General features: G+C 37.5%; 16 protein-coding genes. 12 read left to right on the top strand and 4 right to left on the bottom strand.

From position 1 onward, the window contains the following. Positions 1 to 15: 15 nt before the first annotated feature. From hutG to ACQ7EO_RS14535, 6 genes are all read left to right on the top strand, one after another. Positions 16 to 936, top strand: a complete 921-nt coding sequence (gene hutG / locus ACQ7EO_RS14560) for a formimidoylglutamase (protein ID WP_244015557.1) — start codon at positions 16 to 18, stop codon at positions 934 to 936. Positions 937 to 972: 36 nt separating this feature from the next. Next, on the top strand, positions 973 to 2,244 hold the full coding sequence (locus ACQ7EO_RS14555; RefSeq protein WP_004721791.1) for a Glu/Leu/Phe/Val family dehydrogenase: 1,272 nt from the start codon (positions 973 to 975) through the stop codon (positions 2,242 to 2,244). 517 nt (positions 2,245 to 2,761) lie between these two features. After that, on the top strand, positions 2,762 to 3,034 hold the full coding sequence (locus ACQ7EO_RS14550; RefSeq protein ID WP_434277811.1) for a lysozyme inhibitor LprI family protein: 273 nt from the start codon (positions 2,762 to 2,764) through the stop codon (positions 3,032 to 3,034). 3 nt (positions 3,035 to 3,037) lie between these two features. Next, positions 3,038 to 3,220, top strand: coding sequence for a hypothetical protein (locus ACQ7EO_RS14545; RefSeq protein WP_434277810.1), 183 nt, complete (start codon positions 3,038 to 3,040; stop codon positions 3,218 to 3,220). A 104-nt stretch (positions 3,221 to 3,324) separates the two neighbouring features. Beyond that, positions 3,325 to 3,849 (top strand): hypothetical protein, encoded by a 525-nt coding sequence (locus tag ACQ7EO_RS14540; protein ID WP_096733653.1) that lies wholly within the window; start codon positions 3,325 to 3,327, stop codon positions 3,847 to 3,849. Between the two features lie 664 nt (positions 3,850 to 4,513). Next, positions 4,514 to 6,091 carry a sensor domain-containing diguanylate cyclase gene (locus ACQ7EO_RS14535; protein ID WP_034617569.1) on the top strand — a complete coding sequence of 526 codons (1,578 nt, stop codon included), beginning with the start codon at positions 4,514 to 4,516 and terminating at the stop codon, positions 6,089 to 6,091. Between the two features lie 390 nt (positions 6,092 to 6,481). Here ACQ7EO_RS14535 and ACQ7EO_RS14530 read toward each other — a convergent pair whose 3' ends face one another. Then, positions 6,482 to 7,117: a TetR/AcrR family transcriptional regulator gene (locus ACQ7EO_RS14530; protein WP_004820248.1), complete on the bottom strand. Its 636-nt coding sequence runs from the start codon at positions 7,115 to 7,117 to the stop codon at positions 6,482 to 6,484. Positions 7,118 to 7,227: 110 nt separating this feature from the next. On the opposite strand from ACQ7EO_RS14530, the gene ACQ7EO_RS14525 reads away from it, so the two are divergent. Further along, complete coding sequence (locus ACQ7EO_RS14525; RefSeq protein WP_244015561.1) at positions 7,228 to 8,748, top strand: flavin-containing monooxygenase; 1,521 nt, start codon at positions 7,228 to 7,230, stop codon at positions 8,746 to 8,748. 88 nt (positions 8,749 to 8,836) lie between these two features. Continuing rightward, entirely contained in the window at positions 8,837 to 9,673 is an 837-nt protein-coding gene (locus ACQ7EO_RS14520; protein ID WP_244015562.1) for an SDR family oxidoreductase, read from the top strand. 196 nt (positions 9,674 to 9,869) lie between these two features. Here the strand turns inward: ACQ7EO_RS14520 and ACQ7EO_RS14515 are convergent, their stop codons facing one another. Next, positions 9,870 to 10,493 (bottom strand): LysE family translocator, encoded by a 624-nt coding sequence (locus ACQ7EO_RS14515; protein WP_244015563.1) that lies wholly within the window; start codon positions 10,491 to 10,493, stop codon positions 9,870 to 9,872. A gap of 10 nt (positions 10,494 to 10,503) precedes the next feature. Beyond that, positions 10,504 to 11,079 carry a PilZ domain-containing protein gene (locus ACQ7EO_RS14510; RefSeq protein WP_004820257.1) on the bottom strand — a complete coding sequence of 192 codons (576 nt, stop codon included), beginning with the start codon at positions 11,077 to 11,079 and terminating at the stop codon, positions 10,504 to 10,506. Positions 11,080 to 11,102: 23 nt separating this feature from the next. Here ACQ7EO_RS14510 and ACQ7EO_RS14505 point away from each other — a divergent pair, with 23 nt between their 5' ends. The 3 genes from ACQ7EO_RS14505 to ACQ7EO_RS14495 all read left to right on the top strand — a co-directional run bounded on the left by ACQ7EO_RS14505 (position 11,103) and on the right by ACQ7EO_RS14495 (position 15,619). Then, complete coding sequence (locus ACQ7EO_RS14505) at positions 11,103 to 12,338, top strand: lipoprotein-releasing ABC transporter permease subunit (protein WP_004721775.1); 1,236 nt, start codon at positions 11,103 to 11,105, stop codon at positions 12,336 to 12,338. After that, positions 12,331 to 13,029, top strand: a complete 699-nt coding sequence (gene lolD / locus ACQ7EO_RS14500) for a lipoprotein-releasing ABC transporter ATP-binding protein LolD (RefSeq protein ID WP_244015564.1) — start codon at positions 12,331 to 12,333, stop codon at positions 13,027 to 13,029. The genes ACQ7EO_RS14505 and lolD overlap by 8 nt, the downstream gene beginning before the upstream one ends. A 115-nt stretch (positions 13,030 to 13,144) precedes the next feature. Beyond that, positions 13,145 to 15,619 (top strand): DNA internalization-related competence protein ComEC/Rec2, encoded by a 2,475-nt coding sequence (locus ACQ7EO_RS14495; RefSeq protein ID WP_434277808.1) that lies wholly within the window; start codon positions 13,145 to 13,147, stop codon positions 15,617 to 15,619. Here the strand turns inward: ACQ7EO_RS14495 and ACQ7EO_RS14490 are convergent. Further along, a complete protein-coding gene (locus ACQ7EO_RS14490; protein ID WP_434277806.1) occupies positions 15,578 to 16,534 on the bottom strand; it encodes a lysophospholipid acyltransferase family protein in 957 nt (318 codons plus the stop codon). The two genes, ACQ7EO_RS14495 and ACQ7EO_RS14490, sit on opposite strands and share 42 nt — an antisense overlap. A gap of 137 nt (positions 16,535 to 16,671) precedes the next feature. On the opposite strand from ACQ7EO_RS14490, the gene sppA reads away from it, so the two are divergent. After that, a complete protein-coding gene (gene sppA, locus ACQ7EO_RS14485; protein ID WP_034613188.1) occupies positions 16,672 to 17,703 on the top strand; it encodes a signal peptide peptidase SppA in 1,032 nt (343 codons plus the stop codon). Positions 17,704 to 17,807 lie beyond the last annotated feature (104 nt).

Raw genomic sequence — 17,807 nt, 5'->3', positions numbered from 1 at the left:
AGAGTGATATTAATAATGAATCATTCATTTAAGTGGCAAGGACGACAAGATGGGGAAGGTGATGCTCATCTTCGTCTCCATCAAGTGATCAATACCAGTCATCAGGCATCTTTTGCTTTTATTGGCTTTAGCTCAGATGAAGGTGTTAAACGCAATCATGGACGCTTAGGTGCAGCTGATGCACCAGATATGATTCGTGCGCAATTGGCAAATTTACCTGTACATCAACCTGTGACCATTATCGATTTAGGCACAGTGCTTTGTGATCATGCTGAACTTGAAATAGCACAGGCAGAATTGGCGCATCAAGTCGAACGTAGTTTAAATTCCGATATGAAGCCGATTGTGTTAGGCGGTGGGCATGAAGTTGCCTTTGGCAGTTTTTCTGGCTTATTTCAATACATTCAAAATAATCATTTGAATAAGAAAATCGGCATTATTAACTTCGATGCACACTTTGATTTGCGTGAAGCTGAACAGGTCACTTCAGGCACACCTTTTTTAAATGCAGCTAAACTATCAGAACAGTTTCATCAAGAATTTAACTACATGTGTATCGGCGTTGCCAAGCATTCAAATACTAAAATTTTGTTTGACACAGCAGAGCGTTTAAACTGTAATTATATTTACGATTATGAATTAAAACTGCAAAATGTTGAAAATTTAATCTTAAGAATAAATAATTTTATTAAAAAAGTAGACTATTTGTATATTACGGTTGACCTTGATGTATTTAACGCTAGCATTGCGCCGGGTGTCAGCGCACCTGCGGTGAAAGGAATCGATTTATCTATTTTTGACCCATTATTAGAAGCCATTAAAAAAACTGGCAAGATCAAAGTTTTTGATGTGGCTGAATGTAATCCGCGGTTTGATTTGGACAACAGAACTGCCAAATTAGCCGCTTATATCATTTTTAACTACATATTTGATTGATGATTCAAGTGACTTCATCAAAAGGATAAGCAAAGTATGTCTAATTTATCTTATATCTCTCAAAATAACGGTCCATGGTCTACCTACCTCGAACAAATCGAGCGAGTTACACCATATTTAGAACATCTGAAAGATTATGTCGACACGTTAAAGCGACCAAAACGTGCTTTGATTGTCGATGTGCCGATTGTGATGGATGATGGCACAATCCGTCATTTCGAAGGCTATCGCGTTCAACATAACTTATCGCGTGGTCCAGGTAAGGGCGGTATTCGTTACCATCCAGATGTAGATCTCAATGAAGTGATGGCACTTTCTGCATGGATGACCATTAAAACTGCGGTTTTAAATCTACCTTTTGGCGGTGCAAAAGGTGGTGTTCGTGTTGATCCTCGTCAGCTTTCTCCTCGTGAGTTAGAGCGCTTAACTCGTCGTTATACCAGTGAAATTAGCCATATCATTGGCCCACAAAAAGATATTCCAGCGCCGGATGTTGGTACCAATCCCAACGTTATGGGCTGGATTATGGATACATATTCTTCGGGTCAAGGCCATACCGTAACAGGTGTTGTTACAGGTAAGCCAATTCATTTAGGTGGTTCTTTAGGGCGTATTAAAGCAACAGGCCGTGGTGTATTTATTACTGGTCAACAAGTTGCTGCAAAAATTAAACTTCCTTTAGAGGGTGCACGAGTTGCTGTCCAAGGTTTTGGTAACGTTGGTAGTGAAGCTGCATATCTATTTGCTGATTCAAAATCTATTATTGTAACGATTCAAGACCATACAGGGACGATTTACAACCCTCAAGGTATTGATTTAGCAGCTTTAAAAACCTATCTAGAAAGCAATCAAGGTGTGGGTGGCTTTGCTGGTGCTCAAGCGATTAGCGATGAGGATTTCTGGGATGTTGAAATGGATATCTTGATTCCTGCCGCATTGGAAGGTCAAATCACGGTTGAACGCGCACAGAAATTAACAGCGAAATTGGTACTTGAAGGTGCAAACGGTCCAACTTATCCAGAAGCAGATGATATCTTAATCCAACGTGGTATTACGGTTGTACCTGATGTGATTTGTAATGCGGGTGGTGTAACGGTCAGTTATTTTGAATGGGTTCAAGATATGTCGAGCTACTTTTGGTCGGAAGAAGAAATCAACCAAAGACTCGATAAATTAATGGTTCAAGCGATTAATGACGTATGGCAGACCTCAAATGACAAAGTATGTAGTTTAAGAACGGCTGCCTTTATTTTAGGTTGTGAGCGTATCTTAAAAGCACGTATGGAACGCGGTATTTTCCCAGGCTAATTTATTTGTTTTAAACGTGACCTTAGCGTATCTTCGCTAAGGTCATTTTTTTATCTGTTTAAAATGTATTTTAACGGTCTATTTAAATAGCGAATTTACACAATCTATTGAATAATAATTATCTTATATAGCGTCTTGTATTGCACAGTAATAACATCTCAACGATCTGAGTTCATCTTAGCATCAACTTTGTACTGCCTTATTTTGCATATAGATTTGTGCTGTTAATTAGATAGTAGCAACACGCTGATCTCACGCGATATCTAGCACTACAGGCCAAGCAGCGCTTTGTTTTAGCTCAGTATGCAATGTAATAAAAATTCATAGGCTTAATTTTAGCAAGGTCGAATTGTATGGATAAATCTAAATATAGTCTGAATAAAATGGCTTAAATTTTGTAAAGTATTTGCTTTTTTATGGTTTTAATTTCACATGAATTAAACTATAAAGTATAGCTAGTATTTGAATAAATTATAGACACTTTTGCAATAAACCTTTTTAGAAAGTAGTTAAGAATATGAATAAAAGATACTCAAAATACATCTATATTTTGAGCATTGCTAGCTTATGTAGCTTTGCGACTTTGTCATCAGCTGCACCGACATTGCAATACTCAAAAACCTACCAAAGCTGTATAAATACAGCAAAAACCACAGAGAACAAGCAACTGTGTATCAGTGCAGAGCATTTAGGTCAGAATGAAAGATTAAATCAGGCCGTAAAAAAACTAGCACCTAAGCTCTCAGCATATCAACAAAACAGATTAACTGATGCTCAAGCAGAGTGGTGATCTTTGCAAAATTTTAAAGATGATCAAGGTGATCAAGCTGCATTTGATGATGAAAATGCAGTTAAACCTTCGGGTAAAAACTTGATCGTATTGGATTGTGACCGACAGTCGCTTGAACGTGTGGCTGAACGCGCTTATGAATTGGAACAAGGCAATGTGCGGGCTGAGTATTATCTTGATCCATAATTTATGATTGCTCATGATGTCTAAAGTATCGAAGTGTTTTATAAAAAAAATTTATTGGTTTTAGTGTAGATAAATCACCAGCGTAAGCAAAAGGAAACTTTCTTATGATCAGTAAACAACAATTGACTACCAGTACAAGCAATAGCCGACAACACCAGAATAGAGGGGGTAAACATAGAGCCGCAGCTATTTGGACTGTATTTACTTTCGGCTTGTTACTCACGGGCTGTGTTTCAACACCTAATCCTGTACAACAGGCTGCTGATAAATTGGTTGGGCAACATGTAAATAAAGCAATCGGAATCTTTGGCTCACCAACTTATCGCGTCCCCGCGAGTAAATTAGGTGGCTCTGCAATGTGGGAAAATTCGATTGTTTCACAACGTGTCGTACAGCAATTTGTACAAACGGGGACTGAATATGCAGGTCAGCGTGTCGTTGGCCAAACCGGCGGACAAGGGGTTGTTGGCGCTATTTATGAAAATCAATATCGTCCAACAGGGTACTATCAAAATGCCGTACAAGAGCATGCTCAATACCTTTGTAATATCACAGCACTGACGGGTCCAGGTGATATTATTACGAGTATTATGGTGATCGGATGTAAACAGAGCAAAGATGGTTTGTGATCCTTAAAAGCCAAATATAGCTTTAATCTGACAGATATACGATAAAATGGATAACTGTCAGATACGGTTGGCGAGAGTATCATTTTTAGAAGGCAACGATGATCAAAATATTCTGTTCAAAGGCGCATACATCTATTGAGCAAAATAATTCTTATTCATGTGTCTTTTCTATTTATTTTTCCCTAAATTTTTCTAGGGTGGAACAGTTAAAATAAACAAAGATAATGGTGTGATTTAAATCATTTTAAGCATTTCACTCAATAGAACATATGACTTTCGAAATACACTAAAATGATGTGCAACTTCAAGCAATTCTTAGTTAGCCTCATGATATCTGTAGTGCCTATAGTAAAGGCATATAGCCATGGGGAAATAAAATAATACAGGTATTTTTCTGGTTTAATTTACAGCTTATTCAGTTTATTTTTATGAGGCAATATATTCGTCATTTGCTCATTTTCGCATGGTTTATATACTGATTTAAAGTCGCTAAAACACCATTGACCAAAGCCAAATGATTATCTTCAAGAAATTTTCTTAAAAATTATGTGAAGGGAAACCATTTAAAAATCATGAAAATAAATTAAACAATGGTAAAAATATTGTAGTAATACTAAGTAAAAAAGAATAAAATTCAATCAAATGCTGTTTTGCAAATGACCTCATGAAACTGAAAAAACTCATATTTTGTTTAAAGTTAAATCTGAGAAAACTTATTCTTTTTTTAGCAATATTCAGCATCGCCATTCTATTTATTGCTTCACTTTTCGTGAATTATTCTATTCAAAAAAAAGAACTATTAGATACTTCTCTTTCAGTAAATATGGAATATGCCACTAAGATTGCCCAAAAAACGGATTCTCAAATTCAGACTGTATTAAAGCAGTTAAATTATAGTGCCACTTTGCTGGGGGACTCATTTAATGACGAGCAATTTAAACAGTCAGAAGTAGACCGGCTTAAATTTCAATCGAATTACTTTGACAGTGTGATTATTTCAGATAAATACGGGCATGTACTGAATTATTCACCGTCAAAAATTGCGATTAATAAAAATGTGGTGAATACAACACTTGGCTTTAAACAATCAATTGAAACGCAAAACACGGTGATCACAAGCCCATATTACTCAATCAAAAACAATTTAATTGTTTTTATTTCACAGCCTATTTTTGATAAAAACAAAAAGTATCTGGGCTTTATTGGTGGGGCAATTTATTTAAAAGAAAAAAATATCATTAATGAATTATTAACACTGAGCTTTAACTATAAAGACAGCTATATGTATGTATTGGATAGCAATAGAAAAATTATTTTTCATCCTGATGCGAGTCGAATCGGTACCCTTGCAACAGACAATACTGGCCTTAACTATATGTCCACTCATATGATTGGAAAAATAAGACTGATTAATAGTAAAGGGGTAGATAATTTAGCGGGTTTTGCCCGAGTAAGTCATACCAACTGGATCATTGTTTCGCAACAACCAACCCATAAGCTTTTAGAAAAAGTTCCATATCTGATTTATAAAATTATTGCTTATATGCTTGGTTTTTATATTTTAATCTTTTTGATTATTTGGAAGATATCATATTATATCTCAGCACCATTAAACCGCTTAGCAACCATGGCGAGCCATCTCAATAATCCTGAGACCGCAACTCAAATTAAAAATGTAGATGCCTTATATTATGAGGTAAGAAATTTTAAACGTTCACTGTTACAGAGCTCTTCAAATTTTAAGAAAAAAATATCTACGCTCAATCATTATGTAAATACAGACCCATTAACAGGATTTTATAACCGTAGAGGGATGGAGTTACATATTGAACGCTTAATGAAAAATGACGCACCATTTGCAATTATTGCTGTGGATATCGATTATTTTAAAAAAATTAATGATCAATATGGACATGAAAAAGGTGACTTGGTGCTGACCAAGACTGCACAAAATATTAAAGATTGTGTGAGAAGTATTGATGTTTGTTGTCGGATTGGTGGGGAGGAATTTGTGATTCTAAGCCCTATCGATAGCCAAAATTTAACCATTAATATTGCAGAACGGATTCGGCAGGCATTAGAAGTAACACCAATTGGAGAAATACCTGCGATTACCGTTTCGATAGGAATAGCACATTGGCCTGAAATTTCTACCGACATCCATAAGGTGTTTAAAGCTGCTGATGAATATTTATATCTGGCAAAAAAAGATGGGCGTAATTGTATTCGTTATAAAAAATAGCATTTAAAAATGCAAACTTATCTTCAATAAAGATCTTTCATAAATCAAAAAATGATCATGTGGAGTGAATCATATTGGTATTGAAAGTTCATTCTCCCTCTGGGAGAAGGCTAGGATGAGGGGGATTTTATATTGATTTATGGTTTTAAAAAGGACTTATGAAAAAAGTCTAATATTTTATCTCATTAAAAACTGCCCATAATCTATGTTATGGACAGTTTTTGAGTAAATTTAAGCACTATTTCAATCTTAGGATAAAAGTAAAAAACTCTGTTGAGGCTATATTTCCGTCCAAGGGTGACATTCATGTCTTCACAAGATAACCATAACCCGTAGGATTGAATGAGATAAAGAAAATAGTTTAATTTATATTCTGTTGATTGCTATAAATCAGGCTGATGGCTTAGCAACTCCGCCTATGATTAATTCAATAATCGAATCGCCATAATTTTTTAAACCTTTCAGATCTTCAGGGTTGGCTAAAAAGCGTAAAGCCCCATTGGTAATCATCCCAATGATATTATGCCCCGTATTTTCACAATCTAAATTCTCACGAAAAAAGCCAGAATCTACCCCATGCTTTAAATAGTTGGCAGTAAAAATACCCGCCATTTGCATCAAGTTTTGAATAAATCGGGTCATTTCAGCATCTATTGAGGTTGCTTCAAGTAATAATAATTTTAGAGTTAGAGGATTCTCTTGTGCAAAAAGTCGGAAGCGTTCAGAAATTCGCTGACATTGTTCACGGTACTCTTCAATATTATTCACTGCTTGAGGTGCATTTTCACCGGTAAGCAATGCCATGATTTTTTGCATGGTATCAGAAATAACATGCTGCAAGATATCGCGTTTATTTTCAAAGTGGCGATAAAAAGTACCATGACCAATGCCTAAGCGTTTGGCTATATCTGAAATCGCTGTTTGATGGTATCCACGCTCAGAAAATTCTAAAAACGCAGCTTCTAAAATATCAGCTTGTAATTGGATACGTTGGCGTTCTGCACGAGTTAAAGTTGGTTCATTCATAGGCAAAGAATACCAAATAAATATTCAAAATTGTTAAACAATGGAAATTGACAAGTCATTCCGTTTTTGACATTGTATTCCTATTGTTTATATTCTAAGCGATTTTCAACATGGAACAAATGAAAAAAAGTACCAAAGATAAAAACTTTTATAAAGTGATTATCGTGGGTGGTGGTTTTGCTGGTCTTGGTGCAGCAATCAAATTAAAACAAGCAGGGATTGAAGATTTTATATTGCTGGAAAAGGCTGCTGAAATGGGCGGGGTCTGGCGTGAAAATACCTATCCGGGTTGTGCCTGTGATGTACCATCGGCGCTCTATTCATACTCTTTTGAACAAAACCCTGCATGGTCACGGGTCTTTGCACAGCAAAAAGAAATTAAACAATATTTATTTGATGTGGTCGATAAGTACAAGGTCATGCCACATGTGCATTTGAATCGTGAAGTTTTACAAGCACAGTGGTCCGATGTGGAACATTGCTGGATTATCCAAACCGAACAGGGCGAGTTGCGCTCTCAATTTGCAATTCTTGCTTGTGGTCCTATGCATGAACCTGTATTGCCTAATGTTAAAGGTATTGAAAGCTTTAAAGGAGAAATTTTCCATTCTTCACAATGGCGGCATGATTTGGACTTAACAGCTCAACGAGTTGCGGTGATTGGTACAGGTGCTTCGGCCATCCAGTTTGTTCCGCAGATTCAACCCCAAGTTAAACAACTGATGATCTTTCAACGTACTGCTCAATGGATTTTGCCAAAGTCTGACATGCCATTACTTGCACCTGTTCGTGCCATGTTTAAGCTGTTACCGCTGACTCAACAGCTGATGCGAGGCTCAGTCTATGGAATTTTTGAAACGATAAATGGTGGAATTCAAAGTCCTGCGGCAATGAAGCAATTCCAAAAATTAGCCAAATGGCATTTAACTTACCATATTAAAAATCCGCGTCTACGAGAAAAATTAACCCCCAATTTTATTATTGGTTGTAAACGTATTTTACAATCCAACAATTGGTATCCCGCTTTAGCACAAGACAATGTGGAGGTGATTGCCAGTGGTTTATCTGAAATTAAAGGGAATACCTTAATTGCAAGTAATGGTGAACATTGTGAAGCGGATGTGATTATTCTGGGTACAGGGTTTGAGATTGCAGAACCACCCATTGCCAATCGTGTCTATAACCGTTTTGGGCAGCGTATGTCAGATGTTTGGCAGGGGAGTCCTGAAGGCTATATGGGGACAATGATAGAAAATTGTCCAAACGGCTTTCTGATGTTTGGCCCAAATGTCGCTGTGAGTTCCTCAGCATTTATTATCATTGAAGCTCAGCTCGATTACATTATCGATGCTTTGAAACAGGCAATTCAATTGGGCATCAAGACCATTGAACCAAATCCCAAAATCACCAAAGTTTTTAATGAAAAAGTCCAAGCAGCTTTGCAAACCACAGTATGGAATAAGGGTGGATGTCAAAGCTATTTTATTGATCGCAATGGACGTAACAGTACAGTTTGGCCATGGTCAACCTATAAACTCCGAGAAAAGATGAAACATTTTAATTTAGCTGAGTATCTGATTGATCATCAACCTGAACCAAGCACATGCTTAAAGCAAGAAGATGTTGTATGAAAAAGAGATTTTAACTTTCATCATATTCAAACCTAAATAAAGAGGATGGATATGAAATTTAACAAGATTTTAAATAAAGGATAACGCAATGTTTAAAAAACAAAAATTAAAAGACAAAGTGATTGCGATTACTGGTGCCGCACGTGGTATTGGTTTAGCTACCGCGGAAGCTTTAATTGCACAAGGTGCAAAAGTCAGTATCGGTGATCTCGATTTAGCACTTGCTGAAAAAGAAGCACAACGTATTGGTGCCAAAGCTTTTAAAGTGGATGTGCGTGATCGTGAATCATTTGCCCAATTTATTCAAAACACCATTCAACATTATGGCAGTCTTTATGCTTTAGTGAATAATGCTGGGATTATGCCGATGGGGGCTTTTCTGGATGAAGATCCCGCTTTAGCAGATGCACAGATTGATATTAACTTTCGTGGTGTCATCATTGGAATGCAATTGGCACTTCCTGAATTGCTTAAATATAAACAAGGCCATATTGTTAATATCGCATCACTTGCAGGGCGCTTTGCCTTACCGGGTTCAGCGGTTTATTCAGGGACTAAATTTGCTGTGATTGGTCTCACCGAAGCAGTTGCAGGTGAGTTTCGTGATTCTGCTATTCAGTTCACTGCAATTTTACCCAGTAAAGTGCTAACAGAGCTCACCACTGGAACTGAAAATGCGGCAAAAACGATTCCGGCGGTGACACCACAACAGGTTGCCGATGCAGTTGTGAGTGCATTGATTAAACCACGGTTATTTATTGCGGTACCTGATTACTTGCAAACAGTACATAGTGCTTATGCTTTATTGCCGCAATGGGCGCAAACAGGTGCCCGTCGTATCTTGGGGGATGATGGTATTTTGACTAAGCTTGATCATTCTGCCCATTCAAGTTATGCCAAGCGAATTCATAAGTTGGCAGAATAATTGCTTATCAAAAAGAAACTTTTTAAATTAGTGCATTTGACTCAAAGTAAATACTCCACTTTGAGTCGTTTTTTATGGGTGTGGCTAAGATGGATATCATTGGATATCATTGGATATACGTTGATGCGTATTACTATATAGCTGGTTCGGCTACATCTTATTGAAAAATTTTAAATTTATATTAGGTTGCTTGGTTTTATCTTTTGGAGCTCAGCATGATTTGTGTTGCTAAGCCAAAAAACACCGTACCCATAAACCATTTTTGTACTTTTAACCAAAGTGCGTGACGATTTAAAAATTGGGTAAATGAACTGGCAGTAAAAATCAACAGCATGTTGACGAGTAGGCTAATCACAATTTGCACAAAACCCAAACTCAGCGTTTGCACTAAAACATCGCCTTGGTGTGGTTTGATAAATTGTGGCAACAAAGCTAAATACATCATCGCAATTTTAGGATTGAGTAGATTGGTCAAAAAGCCCATCAAAAATAGTTTTGAATTAGAATAAGACTGTTGACTGGCAATCTCAAAAGGCGAGTGAGGAGAGCGAATTGCTTTCCAGCCAAGATAAATCAAGTAGAGCGCACCAGCAATTTTTAAAACATCGTATGCAACTGGAATCGTCATTAATAAAGCGGTGATCCCAAAAGCAGCACACAGCATATAAAATACAAAACCGAGCGCTGTGCCGCCCAATGAAACCATTCCCGCAGTTTTGCCCTGACACAAGGACCTTGAGATCAGGTAAATCATATTTGGGCCAGGGGTGAGTGCCATACCTAAGGCAATCAAGGCAAAAGCGAATAAAGTAGAGTCCATATGTGTAATATCAATTATTCTGTAGGGTGATGTTTTGTTGAATACATTCAGCCAGTTTGACTTTATCTTGTGGATGTAAGGTAATGAAGTAAGCACCTACACGATATTGCTCATTATCAGCAGGTTCTGAGTACGCAATTTGTGCCGTTGCTGCGATATGGAAGAAATTTTCAGGATGACTCAGGGTGACATGAATAAAGCTACCTTGTTTCATGTATTGTTGACTGGTAAAACTGAAGCCACTTTCAGAAAAATTGACTTTTTGTGGTGTTGGTAACATGGTTTGTACAATAGAATCGTAAAGAGAACCAGTAATAAGGTTTAACTTTTGGTTGAATAAGGATAAGATTCGAGCAATTTGTTGATCTTTTTCATTTAATTGTTCTAATTCGTAGTGAAGTGCATGATCAAATTGATCTAATTCTGCAAGTAGTAGAAAATAGCGCGGTAATACAAAATTAGCATCATATGGATCGTTCAGCGCAACTTCTTCAGAAATGATTTGATAGTTGATCCTTAACGCAGCATCGATTCGTGACATGACACGACGTTCATTTGCTTCATTTTGATGCTGTAACGCTTCCATAAAACACCTCGGACTAGAATGGTATGTTTAAACCAATCTCGCTGTATATAGGGTTGAGATACACTCGCGCACGGCGTAGTAATCACTTTATTTCTTTTATCGCTTTGGTTTCCATGATCGGTCTAACCTTAGGGGTTGCTGTACTGATTACAGTTTTATCTGTTATGAATGGTTTTGACCGAGAGTTAAAGAACCGTGTTTTAGGTATGATACCTCAAGCCACTGTTTCTTCAACACAAATTCTAACAGACTGGCCTGTGCTTGCAAAGAAAATTGAACAACATAAGCATGTAACTGGTGTTGCTCCATTTACACAACTACAAGGTATGCTTACCGCACAAGGACAAGTCGCTGGGATCATGGTGACCGGTATTGAACCTCAATATGAAAAGAAGGTTTCAATTATCCAAAATCATATGGTGGAAGGTAGCATAGATCAACTAAAAAAAGGTGAATATGGCATTGTTCTAGGCAAACAAATGACTGATGCGTTAGGCCTTGGTCTAAATGACAATGTTACCTTGGTTTTACCTGAAGCAACCCCTTCGCCAGCAGGCGTTGTACCACGTTTTAAACGTTTCAAAATTGTTGGTATTTTTAGTATAGGCGCAGAAGTTGATTCGAGTTTAGGTTACATCGCACTCAATGATGCATCTACACTATTACGTCTACCTGACGGTGCGCAAGGTGTGCGTATGAAACTGGATGATATTTTCCAAGCGCCACAGGTTGCCAATGAAATTGTTCGTGAGTTACCGAGCGGTTTCTATGCCTCAGATTGGACCTATACGCATGGTAATTTATTCAGCGCAATCCAAATGGAAAAGGCAATGGTCAGTCTATTGTTATTCCTCATCGTGCTTGTTGCTGCGTTTAATATTGTCTCTTCATTGGTCATGGTTGTGACGGATAAAAAATCAGACATCGCGATTCTAAGAACATTAGGCGCGTCACCAGCAACAATTACCCGCATTTTTATGGTGCAAGGGACTGTGATTGGTGTGGTTGGAACGGTTGCTGGTGCAATTTTGGGGATTATCTCTGCATTAGGAATCAGTAACTTTATTGGCTGGTTGAATACTGCATTTGGATTACATTTATTCGATGCTTATTTTATCAATTACTTACCTTCTTATTTAAGATGGCAAGATGTGGTGGTGATTGTAAGCTTGTCCTTGGGGCTAAGTTTTATTGCAACCATTTATCCTGCATTGCGAGCAGCTAAAATTCAACCTGCGGAGGCGCTTCGTTATGAATAGTGCTACACAAAGTCCATTGGTTTTAGAGGCACAAAATATCTATAAATCGTTTACAGATGGTAAATCGCATGTAGACGTGATTACAGGTTTATCTTTACAAGTCGGGCAAGGTGAGTTTGTCTCTATTGTAGGTTCAAGTGGTTCAGGTAAAAGCACACTCTTACATATTTTGGGGGGACTTGATCGTCCGACCCAAGGTCTTGTCAATTTAAATGGCAGACGTTTTGATAACTTAGGTGAAGCTGAACGCGGCTTTTTACGCAATGAACATTTAGGTTTTGTTTATCAGTTTCATCATTTATTGCCTGAATTTACTGCGCTTGAAAATGTCGCGATGCCGTTGATGTTAAGAAAAGATGCCGAGTATAAAAAGGTTAAAGAACGTGCTGAATATTTGCTTGAACGGGTTGGATTATCACATCGTTTAACGCATCAACCTGGTGAGCTATCGGGGGGGGAACGTCAACGTGTGGCTTTAGCACGTGCCTTGGTCACACAACCGAAGTTGATGTTAGCCGATGAACCGACAGGGAATTTGGATCGCAAAACAGCAAAATCTATTTTTGAATTACTGCGTGATTTGCGTGAGGAATTTAATATGGCTATGTTGATTGTGACGCATGATGAGCAACTGGCAAAATCAGCAGATAGAATCCTACATATGCAAGATGGTATCTGGATCGATGGTTAATTCAGCATTTATTTTGATGATATCATGCTGAATTGATGTATAATTTTTAGACTTAAGCCCAATCTGATTGGGCTTAATCAATAAATAAACACTGAAAACAATAAATAGAAAAACTATGTATATGTACATTGCTTTAATCGGATGGATATTGGGTATCTCGTTTATGGGATATTATTCACCCGCTTATTTAAATCTCTTGATTTGGATCAGCTTAGCATTAAGCCTAGTGTTATGTGTATGTCGATGCTTAAACTATAGCTTGATCAATTCTGTTGTATTTAAGTTGGTTTCTCTTAGTGTAGTGGGGATATCAAGTGGTCTCTTTGGTTTTTATTATGCAGATTCCGCACTCGAAAAAAGATTAAGTTTACGTGATACACCACCTCATCAAATTGAAAAAATTATTTATATTTCTAACATAAATAGCATTAAGCAAACAGACTCATCCTCCAATACTCAATTGTCAAAAGCTCAACAGCGTATCCAACAAAAAGTATTGCTACTCGAACCCAACAAAGTCAGACAAATGTTGATGTATCTGGATGGCTCACAGTCTGAAATGATCCTGCTGGGGCAATATTATCGGGTCACAGGGCACATCAAACCGATTCATGGTTATGCTGTAGCAGGGGTGTTTGATAAAGAAAAATGGTTTCTACAAGAAAATATTCTGGCTGTATTCAAGCCCCAGTCAGTTGAACATATCGATGAAGATCAAGTGAAGCAATTGGGCTATAGCAGCTTTGTTGAGCAACAAAATAGCGTGCGATATAGAATTCAACTTAGTATCGAGAAATTACGTTTAAAGTTTCGCGATTTAATTGCCGCTTCTTCATTAAAAAATAAGGGCTTAGTCCTCGCATTATTGACAGGGGATGAAAGTCTCTTGGCAAATGAAACTCAAGACCTGTTTAAGACCATGGGTATTTCCCATTTACTTGCAATCTCTGGGCCGCACGTATTAATTTTTGCAATATTGTTTTGCTTTTTATTTAACTCAAGCATTAAAAAAGTTTATCCACAGATTTTTTTGAATATTCCACAACCTTATTTATTGGTTTATCCATTTTTAGCCTGTGTGGTGTTTTATAGTGCTTTTGTTGGTTTTGAAATTCCTGCATTAAGAACCATGCTAACAGTCTCAATTCTAAGCGTTATTATTTTATTCAAGCAAAAAATTCAACCACTTAAACATTTATTATTGACGGCCAGTATTTTATTACTGCTTGATCCTTTTAGTATCTTATCTTCTGCTTTCTGGCTGTCCTTTGGTTCATGTTTTATTTTGATTCGCGTCTATCAAACGGTTCAACAACATGCTCTCCCAACTGTAGAGACATGGAAGACCAAGACTAAGCTATTTATACGGGTATTGATTGATTCACAATGGAAAATATTTATTGCATTACTGCCAATGGTGCTGTGGATTTTTCAACAATTTTCGTGGATTACACCCTTGAGCAATTTGCTTGCAATTCCAATGATCGGTGCACTGATTGTTCCCATTGAAGTTTTAGCCGCATGTATAAGTATGCTGTTTGAACCTTTGGGATTATGGCTTTTCACGATTTCTGATCTTTTATTGTCTATGTTGCTGTACCTACTGGAAAGATTAGATCAGCTACTCAATTTTAAATTGAATTGGTGGGCGTTTACTTCTCTAGAAATTGTTTGCATTGCTTTGGCTGTGTTTATTTTATTTTTGCCCAAAGGTGTGCTGCCAAAATTTTGGGCAATACTCTGTTTAATCCCCTTAGTGATCTCGCATAAGAGTTCTGCAATATTTCAACTAGATATCATAGATGTTGGGCAAGGGCAGGCCATTTTTTTAAACCTACCCCAACATAAAATGCTGATTGATACAGGCGGTTCATTTGATGAAGCAAGATTTAGTATCGGCAAAAATGTCATCATTCCATATCTGATGCGACAAGGGATTGCCCAATTGGATCAGGTGGTTTTGACGCATTTAGATCAAGACCATAGTGGTGCATTTGCAGAAATAGAGAAAGTGATCAAAATGAACAAAGTCTATTCAAATGAAACAGATGCACGTTTTAACCTGCATGACTTTGACTATTGCCATCAAGGACAATATTGGCAATATGAAGATGTTCGAATTTCCGTCTTGGCACCTGATAAAAATAGCCTAAGTAAAGCTGCCTATGATCGAAATGAACTGTCTTGTGTGATCTATATCCAAGTCCCTCAGTCAAAGTCATATCAAAACTTTTTATTGATGGGGGATGCAGGATGGGAAACAGAATTTAATCTGTTAACACAATATCCCGATTTAAAGGTCGATGTCTTAGTACTGGGTCATCATGGCAGTAAAAATAGTTCTTCTTATGCCTTTTTAAAGCAGTTACAACCTAAACTTGCGATTGTATCGGCTGGATATGCCAACCGTTATGGCCATCCACATCCAATTGTATTGAAACGGTTAGACGTGTTGAACATTCCAGTCAAAACCACGATTGAACAAGGTTCTATTCAATTTAAGCTAAATCCGCAAGGGCAGATGGAGGTGACTGGTTATCGCCAAACTTTAAAGTGGCTCACTTTCAGTGATCGCATCATTGCGGACTGAAGTGACCATTTCCATCGCTTCTTTATTGGGTACATTATAAATTTGTTTGAGTTTTGGATGAGCTTTAAAGCGTTTATAACTCCAGTGGTAGTGTTCTGGATATTGGCAGATTAATTTTTCCAGCGCAGTGTAAATGATATGCGTACCTTGATTGGCATCGACCTGATAGATCTTTTCATCAATCGGCTGAACCACCATATCAAAACCCTGATGGTCATTTCTGATCGCATATAAGAAAAGTGCTTTGGATTTGGTCTTTTGGATCAGTTTGGCACTTAAATTACTCGAAGAGAGTGGAATCCCAAAATATTTAATCAGTTCTCCACCTTGGTGAGGTGAATGGTCAGGCAAAATCACGGTTGTACCACCTTGTTTTAACGCCCTAAATATTTGTCGTACCCCAGACTCATCTGTTGGAACCAATGTGGCATTTTCACGACTTCGTGCTGCACGTACAAAATGATCCGCACTTTCATCCTTAATCGGTTCATACATAATGGTCATTTGGGTATATTGGGCAAACCATGCATTCATAATTTCCCATGTACCGAAATGAGGCACGATCAATACCAGCCCTTTTTTTTCAGCAATGGCCTCATGAAAATAGTGTTCACCTTCAACATGATGAATACAATCGATATTTTTTTGATTGGAACTCCCCCAAACCGTAAAGAACTCCATATAAGATTGGAGTTCGTTACGAATCGCCTGTTCTGTAATTTTCTCGCGTTTAGGTTTATCAAGATCTGGAAAACAAATTTCAATATTTAGACGAATGGTTTCAGATGTTTTTGTGATATGTAATAAATTGACCAGTCCTGCCAAAATACGCGCGATAAAACGCGCGATTGGGATCGGCAGTCGGCTGAAAAAATTGAGGAGTCGCGAAGTTGTAGTCTTATGTTTATCAGTCATCTGGATCTAAAATTAATGCAGAAGTTAAGTAATGGTGAGATTTAGCAAATTATTATAAGTTAAATCGTAATGATTAAATAGATTATACGGATTCCGTGTATATAATGAAGCATGAATAATTAATTTGGATGGTATAAATGTCAGATTGGCCGCCGAAACCTCAAAATGACAATACAAATTTGAATTCCTCTGCGGGTCAACAGCCTACAGGACAGGAATGGAAGATCTTAGAGAAAGCTGTTCTTGCTTCAGTTGAAGAGCAACGTCGTACTCGTCGTTGGGGGATCTTCTTTAAAATACTCACTTTTCTTTATATTCTGTTTGTCTTAGTTGCACTGGGTAAGAGTTGTTCATTATCTGGTTCAGACGATGCAACAATAACCTCAGAGAATCATTTAGGCGTCGTCAATATTGTTGGTACGATTGATTCAAGCAGTCAAGGCGTAAATAGTACTGATACGATTAAATCATTAAAGAAAGCCTTTGAAGCAAAGTCTGCCAAAGCTGTTGTATTGAATGTGAATTCACCTGGTGGATCACCAGTTCAGTCTGATGATATTTGGCAAGAGATTCAGTATCTTAAAAAACAGAATCCAGAGAAAAAAGTCTATGCTGTGATTGGTGATATGGGTGCTTCAGGTGCGTACTATATTGCATCAGCAGCAGATGAAATTTGGGTAAATCCATCGAGTTTGGTGGGGTCAATCGGTGTAATTATGCCGAACTATGGTGTAAATGGTTTAGCCCAAAAATTAGGTGTTGAAGACCGTACCATGACTTCGGGAAGTAATAAAGACATACTCAGTATGACCAAGCCGATTAATCCAGAACAACGTGCGCATATTCAAGCTTTATTGGACAATGTTCATGATCACTTTATCGATGCTGTGAAAAAAGGCCGTGGTGAAAAGCTGAAATCGAAAGATCCAGCGATCTTCTCTGGCTTATTCTGGACAGGTGACCAAGCCATTAAATTGGGTATCGCAGATAAAGCAGGAAATATCGAAACATTGAAACGCGAATTAAAAGTGAAAAAGACAGTCAATTATACAGTTGAGCGTAGCCCATTTGACTCCGTTCTAGGCCGTTTAGGTTCAGAAATGGGGAATGGCTTAGGTGAAGCTGTGAGCCAAAAACTGGGTATGAACCAAGATGTGAAAATGCAATAGTCTAGGTTTTATGGATCAGTAAACAGTAATATAGCGGTAGCATTGCTGTTTACTGATCCAACCTCTATGAAGTAAAACAAAGTGTATGAAAAAAAGAAAAATTA

It is taken from the genome of Acinetobacter sp. CE-15, from assembly GCF_051059255.1.
Classification (GTDB): Bacteria; Pseudomonadota; Gammaproteobacteria; order Pseudomonadales; family Moraxellaceae; genus Acinetobacter; species Acinetobacter guillouiae.
Note: the sequence above shows the minus strand (reverse complement) of the source record. Positions and strands in the feature narration are given on the sequence as shown.